The 23,128-nt window shown below is 64.4% G+C and carries 16 protein-coding genes; 9 read left to right on the top strand and 7 right to left on the bottom strand.

Features of this window, described 5'->3' with window-relative positions; genetic code table 11:
• The first annotated feature begins 73 nt into the window (after nucleotides 1–73).
• The 9 genes from NFH98_RS06520 (at nucleotide 74) to NFH98_RS06480 (ending at nucleotide 10,226) form a co-directional block, all read left to right on the top strand.
• Nucleotides 74–1,543, top strand: a complete 1,470-nt coding sequence (locus tag NFH98_RS06520; protein ID WP_348827810.1) for an aldehyde dehydrogenase family protein — start codon at nucleotides 74–76, stop codon at nucleotides 1,541–1,543.
• 78 nt (nucleotides 1,544–1,621) lie between these two features.
• Nucleotides 1,622–2,635 (top strand): ABC transporter substrate-binding protein, encoded by a 1,014-nt coding sequence (locus NFH98_RS06515; protein WP_348827809.1) that lies wholly within the window; start codon nucleotides 1,622–1,624, stop codon nucleotides 2,633–2,635.
• A gap of 52 nt (nucleotides 2,636–2,687) precedes the next feature.
• Nucleotides 2,688–4,274 carry a sugar ABC transporter ATP-binding protein gene (locus NFH98_RS06510; protein ID WP_348827808.1) on the top strand — a complete coding sequence of 529 codons (1,587 nt, stop codon included), beginning with the start codon at nucleotides 2,688–2,690 and terminating at the stop codon, nucleotides 4,272–4,274.
• Nucleotides 4,271–5,284, top strand: coding sequence for an ABC transporter permease (locus NFH98_RS06505; RefSeq protein WP_205254732.1), 1,014 nt, complete (start codon nucleotides 4,271–4,273; stop codon nucleotides 5,282–5,284). Before NFH98_RS06510 ends, NFH98_RS06505 begins: the two co-directional genes overlap by 4 nt.
• A 1-nt stretch (nucleotide 5,285) precedes the next feature.
• The gene (locus NFH98_RS06500) at nucleotides 5,286–6,266 is read left to right on the top strand and encodes an ABC transporter permease (RefSeq protein ID WP_045995138.1); all 981 of its coding nucleotides are present in this window, start codon (nucleotides 5,286–5,288) and stop codon (nucleotides 6,264–6,266) included.
• 7 nt (nucleotides 6,267–6,273) lie between these two features.
• Nucleotides 6,274–7,416 carry a mandelate racemase/muconate lactonizing enzyme family protein gene (locus NFH98_RS06495; protein WP_124802276.1) on the top strand — a complete coding sequence of 381 codons (1,143 nt, stop codon included), beginning with the start codon at nucleotides 6,274–6,276 and terminating at the stop codon, nucleotides 7,414–7,416.
• A gap of 42 nt (nucleotides 7,417–7,458) precedes the next feature.
• Nucleotides 7,459–8,478, top strand: a complete 1,020-nt coding sequence (locus NFH98_RS06490; RefSeq protein WP_045995140.1) for a zinc-dependent alcohol dehydrogenase — start codon at nucleotides 7,459–7,461, stop codon at nucleotides 8,476–8,478.
• The gene (locus NFH98_RS06485) at nucleotides 8,475–9,251 is read left to right on the top strand and encodes an SDR family NAD(P)-dependent oxidoreductase (protein WP_108131707.1); all 777 of its coding nucleotides are present in this window, start codon (nucleotides 8,475–8,477) and stop codon (nucleotides 9,249–9,251) included. The genes NFH98_RS06490 and NFH98_RS06485 overlap by 4 nt, the downstream gene beginning before the upstream one ends.
• Before the next feature lie 12 nt (nucleotides 9,252–9,263).
• Nucleotides 9,264–10,226: a C-terminal binding protein gene (locus NFH98_RS06480; protein WP_348827807.1), complete on the top strand. Its 963-nt coding sequence runs from the start codon at nucleotides 9,264–9,266 to the stop codon at nucleotides 10,224–10,226.
• Nucleotides 10,227–10,364: 138 nt separating this feature from the next.
• Here NFH98_RS06480 and NFH98_RS06475 read toward each other — a convergent pair whose 3' ends face one another.
• The 7 genes from NFH98_RS06475 to NFH98_RS06445 form a co-directional block, all read right to left on the bottom strand.
• Entirely contained in the window at nucleotides 10,365–12,557 is a 2,193-nt protein-coding gene (locus NFH98_RS06475; protein ID WP_348827806.1) for an OsmC domain/YcaO domain-containing protein, read from the bottom strand.
• 140 nt (nucleotides 12,558–12,697) lie between these two features.
• A complete protein-coding gene (locus NFH98_RS06470) occupies nucleotides 12,698–14,416 on the bottom strand; it encodes a sodium:solute symporter family transporter (RefSeq protein WP_348827805.1) in 1,719 nt (572 codons plus the stop codon).
• 188 nt (nucleotides 14,417–14,604) lie between these two features.
• On the bottom strand, nucleotides 14,605–15,312 hold the full coding sequence (locus tag NFH98_RS06465; RefSeq protein WP_162816532.1) for an oligogalacturonate-specific porin KdgM family protein: 708 nt from the start codon (nucleotides 15,310–15,312) through the stop codon (nucleotides 14,605–14,607).
• A gap of 316 nt (nucleotides 15,313–15,628) precedes the next feature.
• Nucleotides 15,629–17,401 (bottom strand): sodium:solute symporter family transporter, encoded by a 1,773-nt coding sequence (locus NFH98_RS06460; protein ID WP_348827804.1) that lies wholly within the window; start codon nucleotides 17,399–17,401, stop codon nucleotides 15,629–15,631.
• A gap of 198 nt (nucleotides 17,402–17,599) precedes the next feature.
• Entirely contained in the window at nucleotides 17,600–19,693 is a 2,094-nt protein-coding gene (locus NFH98_RS06455) for a heparinase II/III domain-containing protein (protein WP_185696353.1), read from the bottom strand.
• A gap of 65 nt (nucleotides 19,694–19,758) precedes the next feature.
• A complete protein-coding gene (locus NFH98_RS06450) occupies nucleotides 19,759–21,936 on the bottom strand; it encodes a heparinase II/III domain-containing protein (RefSeq protein WP_349622356.1) in 2,178 nt (725 codons plus the stop codon).
• A gap of 112 nt (nucleotides 21,937–22,048) precedes the next feature.
• Nucleotides 22,049–22,822, bottom strand: a complete 774-nt coding sequence (locus NFH98_RS06445; protein ID WP_348827802.1) for an SDR family NAD(P)-dependent oxidoreductase — start codon at nucleotides 22,820–22,822, stop codon at nucleotides 22,049–22,051.
• Nucleotides 22,823–23,128 lie beyond the last annotated feature (306 nt).

The following is a 23,128-nucleotide window of genomic DNA, read 5'->3' as shown; positions in this document are numbered from 1 at the left end:
CGTTCTGACCACCCCAACGTTGTTCTGGCGTTACCCAATCATCGTTCTGGCCTTACCCAACAGAGGACGCCCCATGGATTTCCAACAGTTCGGTGCCACCCCCCTGGAAGGCCGCATGTGGGTCGACGGTAGCTGGTTTGAGCATGCCGGCTCCCACGCCATCGAGGTGGACAACCCGGCCAGCGAGGCGCTGCTTGGCCAGGTCCCCGCCGGTGACGCCGCCGCCGTGGACGCCGCCGTCGCCGCGGCCACCAGGGCTCAGTCCGACTGGGCCAGGCGACCGGCCAACGAGCGTGGCAAGCTGCTGACCCGCTGGGCCGAGGAGATCGATCGCCATCTCGAACCCTTCGCCCGGCTGATTGCTCTGGAGCAGGGCAAACCCCTGTCCCAGGCTCGCGGCGAGGTCGGCGCCTGCAGCGAATTTCTGCGCTACAGCGCCCAGTGGGCCAGACGCATCGAAGGCGACATTCTGCCCTCGGACAATCGCCACGAGGAAATTCAGATTCGCTCGCTGCCGCTGGGGGTGGTCGCCGGACTGACCGCCTGGAACTATCCGGCGGCCCTGGCCACGCGCAAGGCTGGCCCCGCCCTGGTGGCGGGCAACACCTTTATTCTGCTGGGTCACGAGATCACCCCCTTCGCCGGACTTTACCTGGCGGCGCTGTCCGAGCGCGCCGGTTTTCCGCCCGGCGTCTTCAACGTGGTGACCGGCCAGGGGCCGGTGGTGGGCCAGGCGCTGGTGGAGCACCCCGACACCGATCTGATCACCATGACCGGCAGTACCCGGGCGGGGCGACAGATCTTTCGCAGCGCCGCCGAGGAACTCAAGATCGTGCGGCTGGAGCTCGGCGGCAAGGCGCCCTTCATCGTGATGGAAGACGCCGACGTCGACGCCGCGGTGAAGGCCGCCGTCACCGCGCGCTATACCAACTGCGGCCAGATCTGCACCTGCAGCGAGCGTATCTACCTGCATCGCCAGATCGCCGACGAGTTCATCGACAAGTTCATCGCCGCCTCGCGCGCACTGAGCATCGGCAATCCGCTGGATGACCCCGACATGGGCCCCAAGGTCAGCCGTGGTGAACGCGACAAGGTCGCCGCCATGGTCCAGCGCGGTATCGCCCAGGGCGACCGCGTGCTGCTCGAAGGCGGCCCGCTCGACTCAGGCGACTACGCCAAGGGCTACTGGATCGCCCCGGCCATCGTCGAGACCCGGGACAATCGCTCGCCGCTGATCGACGACGAGGTGTTCGGACCGGTGGTGCCGATCCAGCGGGTCGACGACTTCGAGCAGGCCCTGGCCTTCGCCAACGACACCTCCTACGGCCTTTCGGCCTATGTCTTCACCCGCGACCTCAAGCGACTGATGCGGCTGCCCTCGGAGCTGCGCTTCGGCGAGATCTACTTCAATCGCGCCAACGGCGAGCAGGTCCACGCCTATCACTCGGGCTGGGGCCACTCCGGCGTCGGCGGCGAGGACGGCAAGTACGGTTTTTCCGCCTACTTCAAGAAGCAGACGATGTACGTCAACTGGGGCGATTGAACGCCCCCTCCCTGCAGCACGGAGCACTGCCGACGCGGTGCTCTTTTGACAACAAGCACAATAGCCCAGGAGAACACGATGCCTTCGACCCACCACTCCCCGACCGCCCGTCACCCCCGCACCCGCCGCCTGGCGGGGCTTGCCACCGCCGCCCTGCTGGGACTTTCCGCCATGCCCGGCTGGGCCCAGCAGTTGCCGCCGCTGGAACAGAAGGACAGCTACCGGGTGGGCTTCGCCCAGATGGAAAGCAACAACCCCTGGCGCATCGCCGAGACCCAGTCGTTTCGTGATATCGCCCCCGAGTGCAACTGGCAGCTGACGGTCACCGACGCGGCCGGTTCCGCCGCCAAGCAGGTCGCCGACGTGGACAGCATGATCGCCCAGGGCGTCGATGCGATCTTCCTGCCCCCGCGCGAGGAAAAGGCGCTGATCCCGGCGGTGATGAAGGCCCGTGCGGCAGGCATCCCGGTGTTCCTGGTCGACCGTATCGTCGATGACGAGGTCGCCAAGGCCGGTGAGCACTACGTTAGCTTCCTCGGCTCCGACTTCATCGAGCAGGGGCGCATCGCCGCCCAGTGGCTGGTCGACAACTTCGAAGGCGAACAGGCCCACATCATCGAGCTCGAGGGCACCACCGGCGCCTCCTCGGCCAATGACCGCAAGGAAGGCTTCGATGCGGTCATCGCCGAACAGGACAACATGGAGATCATCGCCTCCCAGTCCGGCGACTTCGCCCGCGATACCGGCCGCCAGGTGATGGAGACGCTGCTTCAGGCCCATCCTGAGGTCAACGTGGTCTACGCCCACAACGACGAGATGATCATCGGTGCCATCCAGGCGCTGGAACTGGCCGGACGCACCCCAGGCGAGGACGTGCTGCTGGTCTCCATCGACGGCACCCGCGACGCCCTGCAGGCGATCCTCGACGGCAAGCTCGGGGTCAGCGTCGAGTCGTCGCCGCGCTTTGGTCCGATGGCCTGCGACGTGCTCAACCGCTACGCCGCCGGCGAGACCATCGAGCCCTGGGTGCGCGTCGAGGACCGTGTCTTCACCCAAGACAACGCCGCCGAGCATATCGACGACGCCTATTGAGCTGAGCCACGCCGGTTGATCCCGACCTGACATTCCAACCAGGTACCACGTCATGACAGCGCTTATCGACATGCGCGACATCCACAAGCGGTTTGGAGGCACCGTCGCCCTCGACGGCGCCTCGCTCACGATCGCGCCGGGTGAGGTGCACGCCCTGATCGGCCAGAACGGGGCGGGCAAGTCCACCCTGATCAAGGTTCTGACCGGGGTCTACACACCGACCAGCGGCCAGATCCTGCTCGACGGCGAGCCTGTGGCCTTCTCCGGCCCGCGCCGGGCGCAGCAGGCAGGCGTTGCCACCATCTACCAGGAGCTCAACCTGGTGCCGCTGCGCTCGGTCACCGAGAACATGATGATGGGCTTCGAGCCCCTTCACTGGTGGGGCGGGATCGACTGGCCCCAGGCCCATCGACGGGCCCGCACGGTGCTCGAGGAGCTGGGGCTGGACATCGACGTCCGCCGTCCGCTCAGCGAGTACTCCACCGCCATCCAGCAGCTGGTGGCCATCGGCCGAGCGGTGTCCCAGCAGGTCAGGCTGGTGATCATGGACGAGCCGACCAGTTCGCTGGACGAACGCGAGGTCCAGCGGCTGTTCGAGGTCATCCGACTGCTCAAGTCCCAGGGCACCTCGGTGCTGTTCGTCTCGCACTTCCTCGAGGAGCTCTACGCGGTGTGCGACTGCGCCACCATCATGCGCAACGGCGCCACGGTGGAGCAGCGCACCCTCAGCGAGACACCGCGCCTGGAGCTGGTGGCCTCCATGCTTGGCCGCAAGGCCTCGGACATCCAGGCAAGCGGCACCACCAGCTTTCGTGAGATGGAACTCGACACCGACGAGACGCTGCTCGAGGTCGAATCCCTGGCCACCGACAAGGGCCTGCGAGGCGCCTCGCTGGAGGTGCATCAGGGCGAGATGGTGGGCCTCGGTGGTCTGCTCGGGGCCGGTCGCAGCGAGCTTGCCCGCGCCCTGTTCGGGCTCGATCGCACCACCCGGGGCAGCATGCGGCTGGCCGGCCAGCGCTACGCCCCCCGCCACAGCCGCGACGCCATCGCCGCGGGGGTGGCGCTGCTCAGCGAAGACCGCAAGGTCGAGGGCATCATCCCCGAGATGAGCGTGCGCGAGAACATGACCCTGCCCCTGCTCGGCACGCTGAGCCGTCGTGGCGTCATTCAACGGCGGCGCGAGCGCGAACTCGCCGCACACTATATCGAGGCGCTCAAGATCAAGACCGCCTCCATGGAACAACCCATCGGCCAGCTGTCCGGCGGCAACCAGCAGAAGGTACTGCTGGCACGGTGGCTGGCGACCCAGCCGCGACTGCTGATCCTCGACGAGCCGACCCGTGGCGTCGATATTGGCGCCAAGCGCGAGATCCAGCGCATCGTCCAGGACTATCAGGCTCAGGGCGGCGCGGTGCTGATGATCAGCTCGGAATTCGAGGAACTCGCCGAGGGCGCCCAGCGGGTGGTGATCATGCACGAAGGCCACTCGACCCGGGTGCTCGACAACCCCGGGCTCAGCGAAGACGCCCTGGTCACCGCCATCGCCACCGCCCAGCACGACCGAGCCGACGGCGCGGCGCGTGACGACGCTGCACCGTCTGCTACCGCCACCGACCACCAGGAGACCGCACCATGACGTCGCTCCACTCCTCCCGTCAGGCGACGCCCCGGTCGGCCAGCCCGCGATGGCGCCAGGCCATGCCGGTGAATCCCCGCAGTCTGGCGCTGCTCGTCGCCCTGCTGGCACTGATCCTGTTCAATGTCGCGATCACCCCCAACTTTCTCGAGTGGCAGACGCTGTCGGTCAACGTCTCCCAGGTGTCGACCATCGCCATCGTCGCCATCGGCATGACCCTGGTCATCGCCACCGGTGGCATCGATCTGTCGGTGGGCGCGGTGATGGCCCTGGCCGGCGCCCTGGCGCCGCTGATCTTTCTGTCAGAGTTCGGCCAGCAGGCGCCGCTGGCGATGACCCTGGTGGCCATCATCGTGGCCCTGGCGGTCGCCGTAGCCTGCGGGCTGTTCAACGGCGTGCTGGTCAGTCGCTTCGGCGTGCAGCCGATCATCGCCACCCTGGTGCTGTTCATTTCCGGCCGCGGTCTGGCCCAGGTGCTGACCAACGGCAACCTGCAGACCTTCGACAATCCCGCCTTCGAGTTCCTCGGCGCCGGTCGGCTACTCGGCCTGCCCTTCCAGGGCTGGCTGGTGGTGGTCATCGCCCTGGTGGTGGCCTGGGTCATCGCCCGCACCCGCTACGGCCGCTACCTGCTGGCCACCGGCGGCAACCCCCAGGCGGCACGCATGGCCGGGGTCCCGGTGACCCGCGTCAAGCTCGCAGCCTACACCAGCTGTGCCCTGCTCGCCGGCCTCGCCGGGCTGATCACCGTGGCCATCAATTCCGCCTCGGACGCGGCCAAGAACGGCAACCTGATGGAGCTCGACGCCATCGCCGCGGCGGTGGTCGGCGGCGCCCTGCTCAAGGGCGGCAAGGCCCCCATCGCCGGGGTCATCCTCGGTGCCGCGATCATTCAGCTGGTGCGCTACACCCTGCTCGCCAACGGCGTCGCCGACGAGGTGGCGCTGGTGGTGAAGGCCGCCATCATCGTGCTGGCGGTGTATCTCCAGACGCCCAGAGGAGCCCACTGACATGACCACCGTCTCCTGGCGCCAGCGCCTTGCCGACAATGGCCAGGCCACCGGGGTCTGCGTGATCCTGCTGGCACTGGTCTGCCTCGGCCTGATCCGCTACGACAATTTCGGCAGCGCCTACAATCTCTCGTCCTTTCTCAACTACAACGCCATGTTCGTGCTGATCAGCCTGGGCATGTGCCTGGTGATCATCACCGGCGGCATCGACCTGTCGGTAGGCACGGTGGCGGCGCTGTCCTCGGTCACCGCCGCCTACGTAAGCCCCTACGGCCTGGTCCCGGCGCTCCTGGCGGGGCTCGCCACCGGACTGGCGGCGGGTCTGGTCAATGCCGTGATGATCACGCGTCTGCATATCCCTCCCTTTATCGCCACCCTGGCGAGCCTGCTCGCGGCCAAGGGCACCGCCCTGATCATCAGTGGCAACCAGACGGTGCCGGTGGACTGGGCCAGCGGCTTTACCCGACTGGGGATGGAGTCGATCGGCGGCCTGCTGCCCTGGAGCTTCGCCATCACCCTGGTGGTCGGCGCCGGTCTCTGGTGGCTGCTGGAACAACGCCCCATCGGCCGCACCATGCTCGCGGTGGGCGACAACGAGGAAGCCGCCCACCTGATGGGCCTGCCCGCACGCAAGGCCAAGACCCTGGCCTACCTGATCAGCGGCGGTTGTGCCGGGCTCGCCGGGGTCTTTCTGGCCTCGGGCTTTGGCGCCGGCCAGCCGCTGGAGGGACTAGGCTGGGAGTTGACCGCCATCGCCGCCGTCGTCGTCGGCGGCACCCTGCTGACCGGCGGCAAGGGGTCGCTGGTGGCGACGCTGATCGGCGCCTTGATGCTCGGTCTGATCTTCAACCTTTTGAACTTCGAAAACGGACTCGGCACCTTCAACCTCAGCGCCTACTGGCAGATGGTCATCCGCGGCGCCTTTCTCTTCGTCGTGATCGCGATCCAGGTGCAGATCACGCGCACACGCAACACAGGATAATCCTCCCATGTCGACGATCACCTCCATCGAGCTCGACCTCTACCGACTGCCGCTGAGCGAGCCCATGGGCGATGCCAAGCATGGCGTGCACACCGACTTCGAGGTCGTGACCGCCACCGTCACCACCGCGGATGGCCACAGCGGTACCGGCTACACCTATACCGGCGGGCGCGGCGGACACGCCATCCTGGCACTGCTCGAGCACGACCTGGCGCCGATGCTGCTGGGGCGTGACGCCGGTGACATCGCCGGCTGCTACGACGACATGCTATGGCATATCCACTACGTGGGCCGCGGCGGCATCGCCGCCTTCGCCATCTCGGCGCTGGATATCGCGCTGTGGGACCTCAAGGGCCGCCGCCTCGGCCAGCCGCTATGGCAGATGGCCGGCGGCCAGGGCCGCCAGTGCCAGGCCTACTTCGGCGGCATCGACCTCAACTTCTCCCTCGAGCGACTGCTTGCCAACGTTCAGGGCTACCTCGACCAGGGCGCCGAGGCCATCAAGATCAAGGTCGGCCGCCCGACCCTTGCCGAGGATGTCGAGCGGGTGGCCCGGGTACGCGAACTGATCGGCCCCGAGCGTCCCTTCATGGTGGACGCCAACTACGCGCTGAGCGTCGATGGCGCCATCGAGGCCGCCAGGGCCTTCGCGCCCTACGACATCACCTGGTTCGAGGAACCCACCCTTCCCGATGACTACCAGGGCTATGCCCGCATCGCCGAGGCGACCGGCATGCCCCTGGCCATGGGCGAGAACCTGCACACCTCTCACGAATTCGGCTACGCCTTCGAACAGGCGCGGCTATCCTTCATCCAGCCCGACGCCTCCAACTGCGGCGGTATCAGCGGCTGGCTCGATGTCGCCCGCCAGAGCCGCCACTACGGCCTGCCCATCTGCAGCCACGGCATGCAGGAGCTACACGTAAGCCTGGTGTCGGCCCAGCCCAACGCCGGCTGGATGGAGATCCACTCCTTCCCCATCGATCACTACACCCGACGTCCGCTGGTCCTCGACCAGGGTCGCGCGGTGGCCCCGGACAGCCCCGGCATCGGGGTCGAGTTCGACCGCGACCGGATGGCCCCCCATCGCACCGGCGGTGCACGGCTCGGCAGCGACAGCGGTGCCGAGCGCCAGCAGCACAGCGCCTGAATTCTCCCTCTTCACAACGCCCCGACGACACGAGGAACCCCCATGGAAGCACTGGTCTATACCGGCCCCCGCCAGGTCGAGGTCACCGAGGTGCCGGAGCCCGCCGAGCGGGCCGGCGCCGTCAAGGTTCGCATGCTCTACTGCGGTGTCTGCGGCACCGACATCGGTATCTACTCGGGCAAGCACCCGCGCGCCCAGGCGCCCCTGGTGCTGGGCCACGAATTCGTCGGCCGCGTCGAGCAGACACCGCCGGACTCGCGCTTCGCGGTGGGCGACCGAGTGGTCGCCTACCCGCTGATCTCCTGCGGCGACTGCCATCCCTGTCGCAACGGCACCCCGCATGTCTGCGCCAACCTGCGCCTGATCGGCATCGATCGTGACGGTGGCATGACCGACCATCAGTGGATCGACGAAAGCGTGCTGTTCAAGGTGCCGGACAGCCTGTCCGATGAGGTGGCGGCGCTGGTGGAGCCTCTGGCGGTGGTGGTCAGGACCCTGCACCAGGCACGCTTTGCGCTGCTCGACAGCGCAGTGGTGATGGGCGCCGGCCCCATCGGCCTGTTGACCGCCATCGTGCTGCGCCACTCAGGCGCCTCCCGGGTGATCGTCTCCGATGTCGACGAAGGCCGCCTGGGGCTGTGTCGCCAGCTCGGCTTCGATACCGTGGACGTGCGCAGCGAGAGCCTGGTCGAGCGGGTGGCCAGCGCCACCGGCGGCGACGGCGCCGACGCCGTGTTCGAGTGCTCCGGCGTCGAGAGCGCGGCGCTGGAGATGACCAAGGTAGTACGCGTCGGCGGCACCATCTGCCTGACCGCCACCCACAAGGCGGCCCACGCGGTCAATCTGATCGACGTGAACTTCAAGGAGCTGACCCTGATCGGCTCCCGGGTCTATACCCACAAGCAGTTCGGCGACGCCCTGGCTCTGGCCGACACCCTGGCCGATGAACTGCGCCAGACCATCACCCAGGTGGTGCCGCTGTCCGACGCGGCCGGTGTCTTCGAGATGATCGCCACGCCCTCCCTCAACACCGTCAAGGTTCTGGTGGACTGCCAATCATGAAGCTGTTCGATCTACACGGCCGCAAGGCCATCGTCACCGGCGGAACCCGGGGCCTCGGCCTCGGCATGGCCGAAGCCCTGCTCGAGGCAGGCGCCGAGGTCGTCATCCTGGGCTCGTCGGACAAGGTCCATGAGGTCGCCTCGGGCCTGTCCACGTCGACCAGCGCCTGTCATGGCGTGGTCGTCGATCTGGCTAGCCGCCAGCAGCGCAGCGAGGGCTTCGACGCTGCCCTTGCCAAGCTCGGCGGTCGCCTCGACATCCTGGTCAACGCCGCCGGCGTCCAGCGCCGACACCCTTCCGAGCACTTCCCCGCCGATGACTGGGAGGCGGTGCTCGAGGTCAACCTGACGGCGGTGTTCGAGCTGTGTCAGCTAGCCGCCCGGCATATGCTCGAGCGCGACGTCGAAGGGCCCGACGGCCAGGGCAAGATCATCAATATCGCCTCGCTGCTGTCGTTCTTCGGTGGCATGACGGTGCCGGCCTACGCCGCCAGCAAGGGCGGCGTGATGCAGCTGACCAAGGCCCTGGCCAACGAATGGGCGGCCAAGGGCATCAACGTCAACGCCATCGCCCCGGGCTACATGGCCACCGACATGAATAGCGCTCTGCTGGCCGACGAGGGTCGCAACGCCGAGATCACCGCACGCATTCCCGCCGGGCGCTGGGGCAATGGCGACGACATGAAAGGACCGCTGCTGTTTCTGGCCTCCCCTGCCTCGGACTATGTCCACGGTGTCACCCTGCCCGTCGATGGCGGCTACCTCGGCCGCTGACAGGAGACTTGCATGAAGATCGTCTTTACCGACCTCGACCACGCCAACCACGACGTGGAAACCGAGATCTTCAAGCGCGCGGGCTTCGATGTCCCGCTGCTTGAATGCCAAAGCGAAGATGCGCTGATCGAACAGCTCCAGGGCGTCGATATCGCCCTGAACCAGTACGCCCCCTTCACCCGCCGGGTATTCGAGGCCCTGCCCGATCTCAAGCAGATCGTGCGCTACGGGGTCGGCGTCAACAACGTCGACCTCGAGGCCGCCAGCGCCGCCGGGGTCCAGGTCTGCAACGTCCCGGACTACGGCATGCACGAGGTATCCGATCACGCCCTGGCCCTGAGCCTGGCGCTGATTCGCAAACTGGTGCCGATGAACGCCGGCTGCCAGACCGGACGCTGGGAGTACGCCGACGCCATGCCGATCCGACGCCAGACCCGGATGACCGCCGGGGTGGTCGGCCTGGGTCGCATCGGTCAACTCTACGCCCGCAAGATGGCGGCGCTGGGCTTCAATGTCATCGCCCACGACCGCTACCATCAGCCCAACGCCGAAGACGGCACCGACGAGATTCGCTGCCTGGAACTCGATGAGTTGTTCCAGGAGGCCGACGTGATCGGGCTGTTCTGCCCCTTGACCGAGGAAACCCGCCATCTGGTGGACGCCGCGGCACTGGAGCGGATGAAGGACTCGGCCTATCTGATCAACACCTCTCGTGGCGGCATCATCGACGAGACGGCCCTGGCCCAGGCCTTGAAGGAAGGCAGGCTTGCCGGCGCCGCCCTGGACACCACCGAGCAGGAACCCTTGCCCGCCGACAGTCCGCTCAGGGGCATCGACAACTGCCTGATCACGCCGCATATGGCCTGGTATTCAGAAGACGCCGCGCAAGAGCTCAAGCGCAAGGTGGCCGAGGAAGCGGTACGCTTCGCCAGCGGCGAGAAGGTGCTGTGGCCGGTGAACCGACCGAAGGCGTGAGGTAACCGGGCTAGGCGCCTGAGCGACCCGATCCAGCGAGCGCCCCTCAAGCACACGCCCCCGACGAAGACGTCGGGGGCGTTGGTATTGCAGGCCATCGGCGCCTGACCGTTACACCGGCGCCGGTGGCTGGGCTGATCAGCCCTGGGCTTTGGCCAGCTGAGCCCTGCGCGCGTGCAGTTTCTTGTAGCTCTCGATCAGGCGCTGGTGCTTTTCCAGCCCTTCGAGCGCCATGCTGGTCGGGGTAAGGCCAGGGAAGCGTAGCTCGCCGTTGACCGCACCGACCACGCTGTCCATGGTCTCGTCCCCGAACATGCGGCGCAGGTTGTAGAGGAAGTCATCGAGCTTTAGCTCGTCGTCCAGGGTGATTTCCAGCACCGCCCGCACCGCCTGGTAGTAAAGGCCACGCTCGACGGTGTTGTCGTTGTACTGCAGGAACATCTCGACCCGATCCAGCGCCTCCTCGTGCTGACCGAGCGCCAGGTGGAGCATCAGCTTGAGCTCGAGGATCGTCAGCTGGCCCCACACGGTGTTCTCGTCGAACTCGATACCGATCAGGGTGATGATGTCCATGTGCTCGTCGATCTGGCTCTCTTCCAGCCGCTCGAGCAGATCCGCGAGCTGGTCGTCGTCGAGACGATGCAGATTGAGGATGTCCTCGCGGTAGTCCAGCGCCATGTTGGTGTTGTCCCACACCAGGTCCTCGACCGGATAGACCTCGGAATAGCCCGGCACCAGGATGCGGCAGACCGGCGCACCCAGGTCCTCGTGGACCATCATGTAGGCTTCCTTGCCCATCTCCTCGAGGATGCCGAACAGGGTCGCCGCCTCCTCGTCGTTGCTGCCGGAGAAGTCCCACTCGACAAACTCGACGTCGGACCTGGCGCTGAAGAAGCGCCAGGACACCAGCCCGGAGGAGTCGATGAAGTGCTCGACAAAGTTGTTGGGCTCGGTCACCGCCAGCGAGTTGAAGGTGGGCGGCATGAAGTCATTGAGGCCCTCGAAGCTGCGCCCCTGCATCAGCTCGGTCAGGCTGCGCTCGATGGCGACCTCGAAGCTCGGGTGGGCGCCGAAGGAGGCGAACACGCCGCCGGTCTTGGGGTTCATCAGGGTCACGCAGGCCACCGGGAACTGGCCGCCGAGCGAGGCATCCTTGACCAGCACCGGGAAGCCCTGGGCCTCCAGCGCCTTCACGCCCTCGACGATGTCCGGATACTTCGCCAGCACCTCCTCGGGCACGTCGGGCAGGGCCAGCTCCTGCTCGAGGATCTGGCGCTTCACACCGCGCTCGAAGATCTCCGACAGGCACTGCACCTGGGCCTCGGCCAGGGTGTTGCCGGCGCTCATGCCGTTGGACAGGTAGAGGTTCTCGATCAGGTTGGAGGGGAAGTAGATCACCTCGCCATCGGACTGGCGAACGAAGGGCAGCGCGACGATGCCGCGCTCGACATTGCCGGAGTTGGTGTCGATCAGGTGCGAGCCCTGAAGCTCGCCGTCGGGATCGAAGATCTCCAGGCAGTAATCGTCGAGGATGCCCTTGGGCAGCTCGTCGTTGGGCCCGGGCTTGAACCACTTCTCGCAGGGGTAGTGGACGAACTCGCTCGAGGCGATCTCCTCGCCGAAGAACTGATCGTTGTAGAAGAAGTTGCAGCTCAAGCGCTCGATGAACTCGCCCAGCGCCGAGCACAGAGCGCTCTCCTTGGTCGAGCCCTTGCCGTTGGTGAAGCACATGGGCGAGGCGGCGTCGCGGATGTGCAGTGACCAGACGTGGGGCACGATGTTGCGCCAGGAGGCGATCTCGACCTTCATGCCGAGCTCGGCCAGCATGGCAGTCATGTTGGCGATGGTCTGCTCCAGCGGCAGGTCCTTGCCCTCGATCCAGGTGCTCTGGCCTTCTTCCGGCTCCGCCATCAGCAGCGCCTGGGCGTCCTCGTCGAGGTTCTCCACCGTCTCGATCTGGAATTCGGGACCGGTCTGCACCACCTTCTTCACCGTGCAGCGCTCGATGGAACGCAGGATGCCCTGGCGGTCCTTGTCGGACAGGTCTTCGGGCAGCTCTACCTGGATCTTGAAGATCTGGTTGTAGCGGTTTTCCGGGTCGACGATGTTGTTCTGCGACAGCCGGATATTTTCGGTGGGGATATCCCGGGCGACGCAGTAGACCTTGACGAAGTAGGCGGCACACAGGGCAGACGACGCCAGGAAATAGTCGAAGGGGCTCGGCGCCGAGCCGTCACCCTTGTAGCGGATGGGCTGGTCGGTAACGACGGTAAAGTCGTCGAACTTGGCCTCGAGCCTCAGGTTGTCGAGAAAATTGACCTTGATTTCCATGGAGTCAGCACCGGAGTAATGGGTTTGGGTCGTCGGACACTCGCCACCGACAACGCCTTTGGGGCGCATTATCCAGTTTTCCCCCGGCGACGTCTTGGCCAGCCGGATGAAATTTGCTCGTGATGGCCTGGCGATAACCTCTATTGCTTCAGCAGTCGCGAGACAACCAACTGACACAAGGCCACGATCACGAAGAAGCCGGCGCCGAGCCAGGTATCGGCGAGTACCGCCAACAGCAGCGATACCAGCGCGACGTACCGCACCAGTCGCGGCGCCAGCTTGCGCGACGGCCCACCGCTGTCCGGCGTGGTGTCCGCGGCCACCGGGCGCTCCAGCCGGGCAAACAACTCGTCGACCTCTGCCTGGCGGGCGGTGCTTCTGGGCGGCGCATGGACGAAGCGTGCCAAGTAGACGAAACCCACCACGCTGACGACCTGCAGCATCAGCGAGACCGCGAGCTTGATATCGACCAGTTGGGAGGGATGGATCGACGGCAGGCCGAGCCACTGGCCCAGGGCCTCGACGTCGAGCCACACATAGCTCGAGGTGGTCACCAGGATACCCACCAGCACCCCGCCCCAACCGGCCCAGTCAGGGGCGCCGGTCCTGGCGATGGACAGCATGGCCGGCAGCGCCAGCGGCATCTGGAAGATCACCCCGAACATCACCATGATGTCGAACAGGCTGAGGTGGTGGACCTGGCCCAGGGCGATGGCCAACGTCACGATGATGCTGCCCTGAAGCACCCCGAAACTACGCCCGATGGCCACCAGGCGCTGGCCGAGCCGTTCGCTCGCCCCCAGCAGCGGCGTCAGCAGGCTGATGATCACCCCTGCGTCGCGGTTGAGCGAGGTGGTGATCGGCGCCACCGTGACCGCCAGCATCGCCGCCACCACCAGCCCCAGCACCCCCGGCGGCAGGAAGTCACGGATGAAGTGGACGTAGGCGGCGTTGGCGGCGTCCTCGCCAAGCGCCGGATAGAGCGCGGCCAGATCGATGCCCGCCTGCCCGATCAGCCAGGGCGGGATAAACCAGCTAACCGGCCCCACCACGAACAGGATCGATGCCAGGGAGGCGGCCTTGCGCGCATCGCGATCACCATTGGTGGTAAGGAAGCGATAGCTGGAGGTGGCGTTGTTGATGCTGATGCACTGCTTGACCAGCATCGCCGCCGACCACACGACCATGATGCCCAGGCTGTAGTCGTCGCCGCCGATCCAGAAGTCACGGCCGTCGCCGATCACGCTCATGTCGGTATCGGCGGCAAGCCACAGGCCGAAGCCACCGATGACGAAGGTCAGCACCGCCAGCTGGACCATCTGGATGAAGTTGTTGGCGGACACCACCCAGACCCCGCCGATCAGCGTCACGCAGATGATGACGGCGCCGATCACCAGGGTGACGAAGGCCACCCGAATATCGAACACCGCGCCGAGAAACAGCGACACGCCATAGAGCGCGATGGAGGCGGTCATCAGGGTGAGAAGGATCTGGCTCACCACATAGAAAAGCTGGGTGAACCTGCCGTAGCGCATCCGAATGATCTCGGAGTAGGTGGACACCCGCAGACGCCGAAATCGTGGTGCAAAATAGAGCGCCGCCAGCAGAAACCCAAGCGCGTTGCCCCAGAAGATCATCAGCACCGAAAAGCCGTCCTCGTAGGCCTTCTGGGCGGCGCCGGTAAAGGTCCAGGCGGAGAACTGGGTCATGAAGGCGGTACTGCCCGCCATCCACCAGGGCACCCGCCCTCCTCCACGGACGAAGCCGTCCGGCGTCTCGGCGCGGCGGCGATAGGCGATCACCGTGCCGACGATGACCATCAAGGCGAGCAACAGCGCGACCCTGTCGAGGGTAGGCATCGGGTGATTCTCCGCTAAGAAAGAGGCCGCCCGAGCCGAAACTTCCTCAGAATGTCCGGTCCCGGTGGACAGGCTCCATTACAGGGTCGGCCCTGGACGGCAAGCGGCCTTGCGAGGTGAAGGCCGCCTTGTTGTCGGTCATGATCGAGGGCCGGACGAAGCGAGTGCTCACTTCGCCCGGCAGCCTTTCAGTAGTAGTACTTGAGGCCCACCCGAGTGCGTAGCTGACGCGTATCGGAATCGGAGCTGACGCCGACATCTGACAGATCGAAATACGGCATCCAGGAGCCGAAGCGCCGTCCGGCCCCGAAGATCGCATCGTAGGCTTCCCGGCCGTTGTCGAAGATGTCCCGGTCCTCGTTGTGGTTGTAGTTCAGCTCCAGCCAGTAGCGATAATCCCCGGGACTATAGCTCATCACAAAGGTGATCTTGTTCTGCACATAGTCTTCGCGATCGTCGTCACTGTAGCTGGTGTACTGACGGCGATAGCGCAGCGTGGTGGTCAGCGGCAGGCTGCTGGCACGATAGCCGATGCGAAACTGCGGCTTGAGGCTGTTGTTGCCGTCGCCGAAGGTGATCGGCATGCCGGGCTGGATGTACCAGTTTTCATCGAGGGGGTACTTGATGCCCCAGTCGATCTCGCTGTCACCACGGCCGAGGTCGGAAAAGGCGCCCTGGGTGCCATCATCTTCGCTTTGCCCAGCGAACTTGGCCTCAAGTCCGTAGTAGAAGATGCCCATGGAATCGCTGACCTTGACCCGGTTGGCGTGCTGTTCGGTGTGATGCTTGTACTCGTGTCGATAGTCGAGGGTGATCGCTTCAACGCTGGTAGAAATGACACTGGTGGACATGAACGCAGCGGAAGACAGAACACCGAGGATAAATTTCTTGCTCATTGGTTCACTCATTGTACTTGTTGCTTTGACGTCGGCTTTTTCGGCAGAGACGGCCCATCGGTCCTGAACGTGTCTGGCGCCCTGCAGGGGCCGATGTTCAGACGATCGATACAAGGCCCGCTGGATAACGACCTACCCTCTTGAGGGAAGCGAAAGTGGCCATGGTCCAGCGTCTCGAGCAAGTGATGGGCGGGGTACCGAGCCTCGCAGAGGCTCGGGTCCAGGACCGCCGACAGCAGAAGTCCGGTCTTCCTGCTGTGGTCAATATTGAGTGGCATGATGGATCTCCTTGTTGCTTGTTGTGTCTTCAAGGGTGCTAGGCGTATTCCTCCTTCTTGCTGCTGTTGGTGGTCTTCTGAATGGAGCCGATCAGTACCAGACCGATCGCCAGGATGATGCCGCCGCACACCACAAAGGTGACGCGTCCCCACAACGGATTGGGCAGCAGGAACATCAGGGTCACGCCGAGGCCGGCGACGATGATCAGGTAGCCAAGGATGTTGCGCTGACGGTTGTCCACCTCGACCTGTTCGTCCTTTCCGGTGACCACCGGGGTGTCGCGGTTGGTAAAGAAGGTGTCGACCTCGACCTGACGCTCGGGGCTGTGGCCGCGGTAGAACAGGCAGGTCGAGACGAAGAAGCCACCGGTGATCACGACGTGGGAGATGATGCCCACCGCGACCTTGAGATCGGCCCATTCACGTCCGGTCAGAGCGGTGTCGAGCTGGAAGGTGTTCTGGATGAATTCCGCCGTCATCACCACGCCGACCAGGTAGGACACGATGCCGCCGACGATCAGGGTGGCCCAGGCCGACCAGTCCGGGGTCTTGCGGATAAAGAAGCCGAGCAGTGCAGGAATCGTCATCGGCAGGCCGATCAGGGCGCCGACGTACATCATGGCGTCGAACAGGCTGAGTCCCTTGAGCGAATTGATGAACAAGGCAAAACCGATGATGGCCAGACCGAACACCGTGGACGATATCTTGGAGACCAGTACCAGCTCCTTCTCGCTGGCGTTGGGACGCAGGATGACTTCATAGAAGTTCTTGACGAAGATGCCGGAGTTGCGATTCAGACCGGAGTCCATGGAGGACATGGTGGCGGCGAACATCGCCGAGATCAGAAGCCCGAGCATACCCGCCGGCATGTACAGCTCGACGAAGCTCATGTAGGCGAAGTCGGCCGCCTTGGCGCCAGCTTCGGGATACAGCGCCCCCAGATCGACGCCTTCACTGGCCATGAACCAGCTCGGCATGAACCAGATGAAGGGCCCCATGGTCATCAGCACGCAGGCCAGCAGGCCGGCCTTCCTGGCGTTCTTCGAGTCCTTGGCGGCCAGGTAGCGATAGGAGTTCAGCATATTGTTGGTGATGCTGAACTGCTTGATGAAGATACAGAAACCCCAGATCGCGAAGATCGACAGATAGTTGATGTTGTCGCCGATAAAGAAGTCGACCGGGAAGTTGTCCACGATATTGGTGGCACCACCGGCTTGATAGACGGCGACGATGGCGCAGGTGATGGTCACCGACATGATGATCACCATCTGCATGTAGTCCGAGGCGATAACTGCCCAGGACCCACCCGTCACCGACATGAACAGCACCACCAGACCGGTGATGATGATGGTGGTCTCCATGTCATAGCCGAACAGGCCCGAGGCCACGATCGCCAGACCGTTGAGCCAGATGCCCGCCGAGATGACGCTGTTGGGCATGCCTGACCAGGTGAACACCTGCTCGTTGACCTTGCCGAACCTGAGACGAATGGCCTGAATCACGGTGATCACGCGCAGTTGACGGAAGCGCGGTGCGAAATACAGATAATTCATCAGATAGCCAAAGGCATTGGCCATGAAGATGATGGCGACCGCAAAGCCATCGTCATAGGCCTTGCCGGCAGCACCGGTAAAGGTCCAGGCGCTGAACTGGGTCATGAAGGAGGTGGCGCCGACCATCCACCACAGCATCTTGCCGCCGCCGCGAAAGTAATCACTGGTATTCGAGGTAAAGGTCCTGAACATCCAGCCAATCGCAATCAGAAAGAGGAAATAGACCCCTATGATGATCGTATCGATATCTAGACTCATGTTGGCGAACTCGTGTTGTCGTTGTACTTCCACTCGGAAAACTGGAGCCAATCACTTCCGGGACATGGCGTTGTCTGAATTTCGGGCATAAGGAGGCCATGCCCGGAGAGCCGAAATTTCAGCTTTCCGAACCATTAACGCTTTTATTTCGAGGTATTACTGAACGGAACGAGGCGTTGTTGCCTCAACATGGAAAGATCATTTCATATATCCCCCTCCCTTCAGACTGACGTAGTCGGAGCCGGAGGCAGCGTTCGGGTCGATGACCAGCGTCTCGCGCCTCCAGGGGAAGGTAAGCCTTACCTCGATCCGCTCATCGGCCAGGCGGTCGAACTCCACCGACTTGAGGGTCGGCCTGGCATTCAGACAGGCTTCATGGGCTTCATCAAAGTGACCGTGCTGCTCGAAGACATTGACGAACACGGTCGCCTCGGCGTGGCTTCTCGCCATGACCTTCTTCTCATGGCGCAGATTGCGCTCAGGATCGTTGGCGCCGACCAATAGCTGCATGGCGCTCGCCGGGTGCTGCGAGCGCTGGTGCCAGGTGATGAAACGGTCGCCATCCAGCCAGGTCATCGCGTGGCTGCTGGGGCCTTCCTGGGAGCCCCGCTGCTCGCCCACCACCCATAGGTGCTGATAGCCATCGGCCTCTCCGAGCACCTCGAGGGTGTCGCGGGCGGCGTAGCCCCCCCACCACTTGATGACCTGGCCGGTGAAGTTGAACACGTAGTCGTAGCAGTGACGCTCATGGCCGCTGGCCTCGACGATATCGACCAGCAGCGGATGCTCGCTCAGCTCGGTCGTCAGCAGCAGGCAGTGGCGACGCAGGCTGACTCCCGGATAGGCGTCATCGGTCGAGCAGCACACCGCGGTGACGCCATCCACGTCGCTGCGATCGATGAACTGCTCGATGCGCCCGGCGCTCTGATCGGCCAGGCGATGGTCGCCCCGGTGCTGACTGGCCTGGTCCACCACCACCAGATTGTGGGCGACGGACTGCTTGGCGTAGCCCTCGTTCTCGGCCAGGTAGCGCCCGCCGAACTTGGGCTCCACGTTGACCCAGCGGCAATAGCCATACTCGTTGAGGCGCTCGCGCCCAGCGCTGAACAAGGACAGGCCCAGCAGATCGAAGTGCCCATGCCCCATGCCGTGCTGGCCGGCCGCCACCACCAGATGGTGGCGCTGCGCCCCCTCCCCCTGCTTGAGGTGAGCCTGTCCCCCTGCGCCATCACTCAGAAGTGCGCTGGGGATCGTGGCAGAGGCCGACGACCGAGCGACGGCCTCGGCCAGATCCACGCCGAAACCATGGGCCCAGGTGCCACGCTGCTGGGCCGCCATGGCGACGAGTTCCGGGTCGGCACCGTGGCGGCCAATGTGTACCGCCAGCGCGATCCGTACGCCTTCGTCGTCGATGTCCATGGTGCGCGAGGCGTCATTGAGGGCGGGAAAGGTCCCGTCCGGGTAGGCAGTCGCCAGCAGCGCCCGGATGGACTTGCCGATTCGTCCGTCCGACCGTTCATGGATCGCCAGTTCGGGCCGATGCAGCGCCAGCGCCTCGGTGAACAGACACAGCGGGTGGATGGCAAAGCGGTGGTAGTAGGGCCCTTCCACGTAGTAGCCATCGGCCGAGAACAGAGTGTCGATCTGGGCCAGAAAGCCGCCGGTTTCTCCACTGCCATCATTGCCGAGGATCGCCTTGTCGACGACGTCCTGGCGGCCGATGACCAGCGCGCAGATACCCGCCGCGGCCACCGCCCACAGGCCGTGGTTGTGGATGCGATCGAAGTCGTGCTCGTAGGTAACGGTGAACATCTCGAGCATGGGCTCGAAAAGCCCCTGCTCGATGCGTGTGCGCTGGTCGTTGCTCAGGTCTTCGCGCAGCAATGAATAGCCGAGCGAGGCCCCCAGCAGCCACATCTGCTCGTTGAGAATCTGGTGGAACAGCTTGCCCGGCGGGTTGGTGTTCCTGGCCACCTGATAGGGCATGCCCCGATAGATCTCGGCGTAGGCAAGCAGCAGATCCCGGGCAACGTCCAGACAGGCGGAATCTTCCCTCACCCGCCCCACCAGCGCGGCCTGCTCGATCAGCTTGCCGTTGTGCTTGTGGGTGTTGTGCTCGAAACTGCCCGCTTCGCCCTGCCCGGGCACCACGATCCCTGCGGCCATGGCGTCATCGACCCGCTCGCCAAGCTCGTCCAGGGTCACGCCGAGCCGGCTCGCGCTACCGACGTGCTCGGCCATCCGCGCCAGGTCGTCCCGCGTCCACAGTAGTCCCATCATCGTCTTCGACATCTTCTGACTTCTCACTGATTGTTGCCGCGGCGATGCGTCTCGCCGGTCAGATTTCCTGACGCACATCAGGAGGCGTTCTCGACGGCGCTGAGGCTGACCCAGCCATCCCAGGCCAGGCTGTTCCCGTCGATGTTGACCTGGTGATGACCGCCCTGCTGTCGCGCCCAGGCCAGGTGATAGGCCTTGCCCGAATCCAGCGTCAGGGTCACGACCAGGTGGGTCTCGTCGGCGGCCGCGATGGCCACCCGCGCAAGGCTCGGCCGCGCTCCGCGCGAGATCTCGCGCGCCTCGTTGAAGTAGCCGTGGGTCTCGATGACCGTGGCGAAGATATGCCCACGCCCCGAGGAACGCGCCATCAGGTAGGGTTCGTTGCGCAGGTTATTGTCGGGGTCGGCCGCGCCGATCAGCCCGTATCCCACGCTGAAGCGGTTGCTGGACGCCAGGTGGGCGGTGGAGAAGGTGTCACCGTCAAGCCAGGTGACATGGGCACATTGGTCGGGCTCGATCGTCGCGCTCTCGGACAGCTTCCACAGGTGCTGGTAGCCGTTGGCGCTGCCCAGCGCCGCCGGCGCCGCGACCGGCTCGAGTGTCGGCCGTGTGGTCATCAGCTGGCCATTGATGTGCAGCGGGCTGTCGTAGCGATGCGTCTGGTCACTGTCGGCGCACTGGATGTCGACCAGCAGCGGTTCAGCGATCTCGGGCAGGCTCACCAGCGCCACGCTGCGCTGCAGCTCGACGCCTTCGTAGTAGCCGCTCAAGCGCGCGCTGACGGCCTGAACCTCCGGCCGGGACGTCTCGAAAAACACCAGCTTGCCATGATTGTCACAGGCCCGCGGGGTGCTGAAGCCGTGCTGGGACTGCTCATCAACAACCAGCGTATTGTGGGCCACCGTTTGCTTGGCATAGCTCTTGTTCTCGGCGGTATAGCGCCCGCCGAACTTGGGCTCGATATTGACCCAACGACAGAAGCCGTAGTCGGTGAGGGTCTCGCGGCGTCCGTTGTAGAAGCCCAGATGCAGGCCGTCGAAGTGGCCGTGATCGAGGGCGCTGTGCAAGTTGGGGTCGCTGCCGTGCTGACCGAAGGTCAGATAGGCCATGGCCTCGTGCCCCGCCTCGGTGGCGGCGCGCAGCACCCCGATGCCACCCAGGCCGCCGTCGCGGCCATCGGTGATGAACAGGCTGTCGCGCGGGGCATGCGCCTGGCCGCCGCTCTCCAGGTAGCTGGCGAGTTGCGGCAGCGTGGCGAGGTAAGAAAGCGGTGTCGACTGGTCGAGCAGGATCTCGCGCAGGGCCAGCGGCAGATCGCTCTGACGGTAGCGACCGACCAGGGTCATCGCTCCGAGGATGGCGCCCTCGTCGGCAAGCCCCATCGTCCTGGAGCTGTCGTTGATGGCGATGAATCGTCCGTCCTCGAAGGTCAGCTCATTGAGACAGGCGATCGCCTTGCCGATGATACCGTCGCGATAGCCGAAGATGCCGGTGTCGTTGCCGCTCTGATAAAGCGCCTCGGCCAGCAGGATCATCGGGCGCAGGGCAAAGCGGTGGTAGTAGGGCCCTTCCAGGTAGTAGCCGTCCGGCGAGAACAGCCGGTCGAGCTGGGCGTAGAACCCGCCCGACACTCCGTCGCCGGCGTTACCGTACAAGGAGCGATTGACCAATTCCTTGTCGCCCAGCACCAGACCGGCGAAGGCGCCTGCGGCCACCGACCAGATGCCATGATTGTGGATGACGTCGAAGTCGTCGGCGTTGTGATCGGCGATTAACTGGACCATGGGCACCAGCAGGCGCTGTTCGATATGCCGTCGTTCCTCTTCGCTCAGCGCGTCGCGCACGTTGCTGTAGGCATCACTGCCGTACAGCAGCCACATGCTCTCGTTCAGACACTGATGAAACAGCCGACCGGGCGGATTGCTGTCCTTCGACACATGGGACGGCAGCGACTCGTAGATGTCGGCATAGCCCAGCAGCATCGACCTGACAAAGGCCAGATAGTCGGGATGTTCGGTCAACAGCCACAACTGCGAGGCAAGATGCAGTTGCTGGTAGTTCTGCTTGTGCCGGGTGTGCTCGGCGCCCCCCGCCTCCCCCTGCCCGGGGATCTGGGGGGGCTCGCCAAGACATGGACGCAGTCTTACCTGATCCAGAATGATCTGCTCCTGATACAGCGCAGGCAGGCGCTTGCTTTCGAGCGCTTCGCGCAGTTCCTGAATCTCGCTTTTGGTAAACAGCAAGGCGTTATCCATGTTCTCGACTCACTTCATCTATTCGGTGGGTGGCGGTGCGACGCGGGGGCGACGGATCGCCGAGTCGCCACGTCGTCTGACGAAGGCGACTCGGCCTGGAGGGCGGCTGCCGTCAGGGGCACATCTGGCCGCCATTGACGTCGAGCACCTGACCGGTGACGTAGCCGCTCGCCGTGTGGGAGGCCAGGAAGACGTAGGCCGGGGCCAGCTCAGCCGAGGAACCGAAGCGCCCCATGGCGATGGTGCCGCTGATCTTGTCCCGCGTGCCCTGGTCCTTGTCCTCGTGGAAGGCGGTATCGATGGTCCCGGGCGCCACCGTGTTGAAGCGGATGTTGTCCTTGGTGAACTCCTTGACCCAGTTGCGATGCAGGTTGTGGACCATGGCCTTGCTGCCACCGTACAGCGATGCACCTGGACCGCCGCCTTCACGCGCGGCGATGGAGCCGGTGCTGATCACGCTGCTGGTTTCCCCGCTCTGCTCGGCGGACCGGCGCAGGTAGGGAATGGCGTACTTGGTCACCATCACCACCGAGCGAATATTGAGATCCAGCACCTGATCGAAGAAGGCATCGTCGATGCTCTCGAGTCCGTTGCGTCCCCCGAGGCCACCGGCGTTGTTGATCAGTACATCGATGCCACCGAGGTGCTCCGCGGCGGACTCGACCAGCGACTTGCACGCATCGCTTGAGCGCACATCGGCCTGAAAATAGGCCACATCGGCGCCAGCCTCGAACTGCTCCAGCACCGCCTGGGCGGTATCGGCAGGGCGGCTGCCATGGATCGCCACCCTGGCGCCGGCGCTGGCCAGCGACTTGGCGGCTTCCAGTCCGATGCCAGCGGTCGAGCCGGTTACCAGAATCTTCTTGCCTTTCAGATCGTCAAACATGGACTTGCCTCATGGGTTGTCATGGGAGGAGCGTCGGCCGCCATTGCCAATATTTGTCATCAGGTGTCGTGCAAAAGTCGCCAAACCCGCCCACAGCGCCTGTAAATAAGCATTTAGCGGCAGTCGCCAGAAGCTCGATTTGTAAATATTTGGATAGCGTTTCAGCAACGCTAGCAACGATGCATATTTTTTAAAACGCTATTTCAGATACTGTTTGATTATAAGCTTATTCTAAAAACGAATTTGTAGATTTTGCGCGGGTTCCCGTTGTAGGAGATTGCAGACATACGACAAAAGACGTATAAC

This window comes from Halomonas sp. H33-56 (genome assembly GCF_040147035.1).
Classification (GTDB): Bacteria; Pseudomonadota; Gammaproteobacteria; order Pseudomonadales; family Halomonadaceae; genus Halomonas; species Halomonas litopenaei.
The sequence above is the reverse complement of the archived record's forward strand: the minus strand, read 5'-3'. Positions and strand labels throughout refer to the sequence as shown.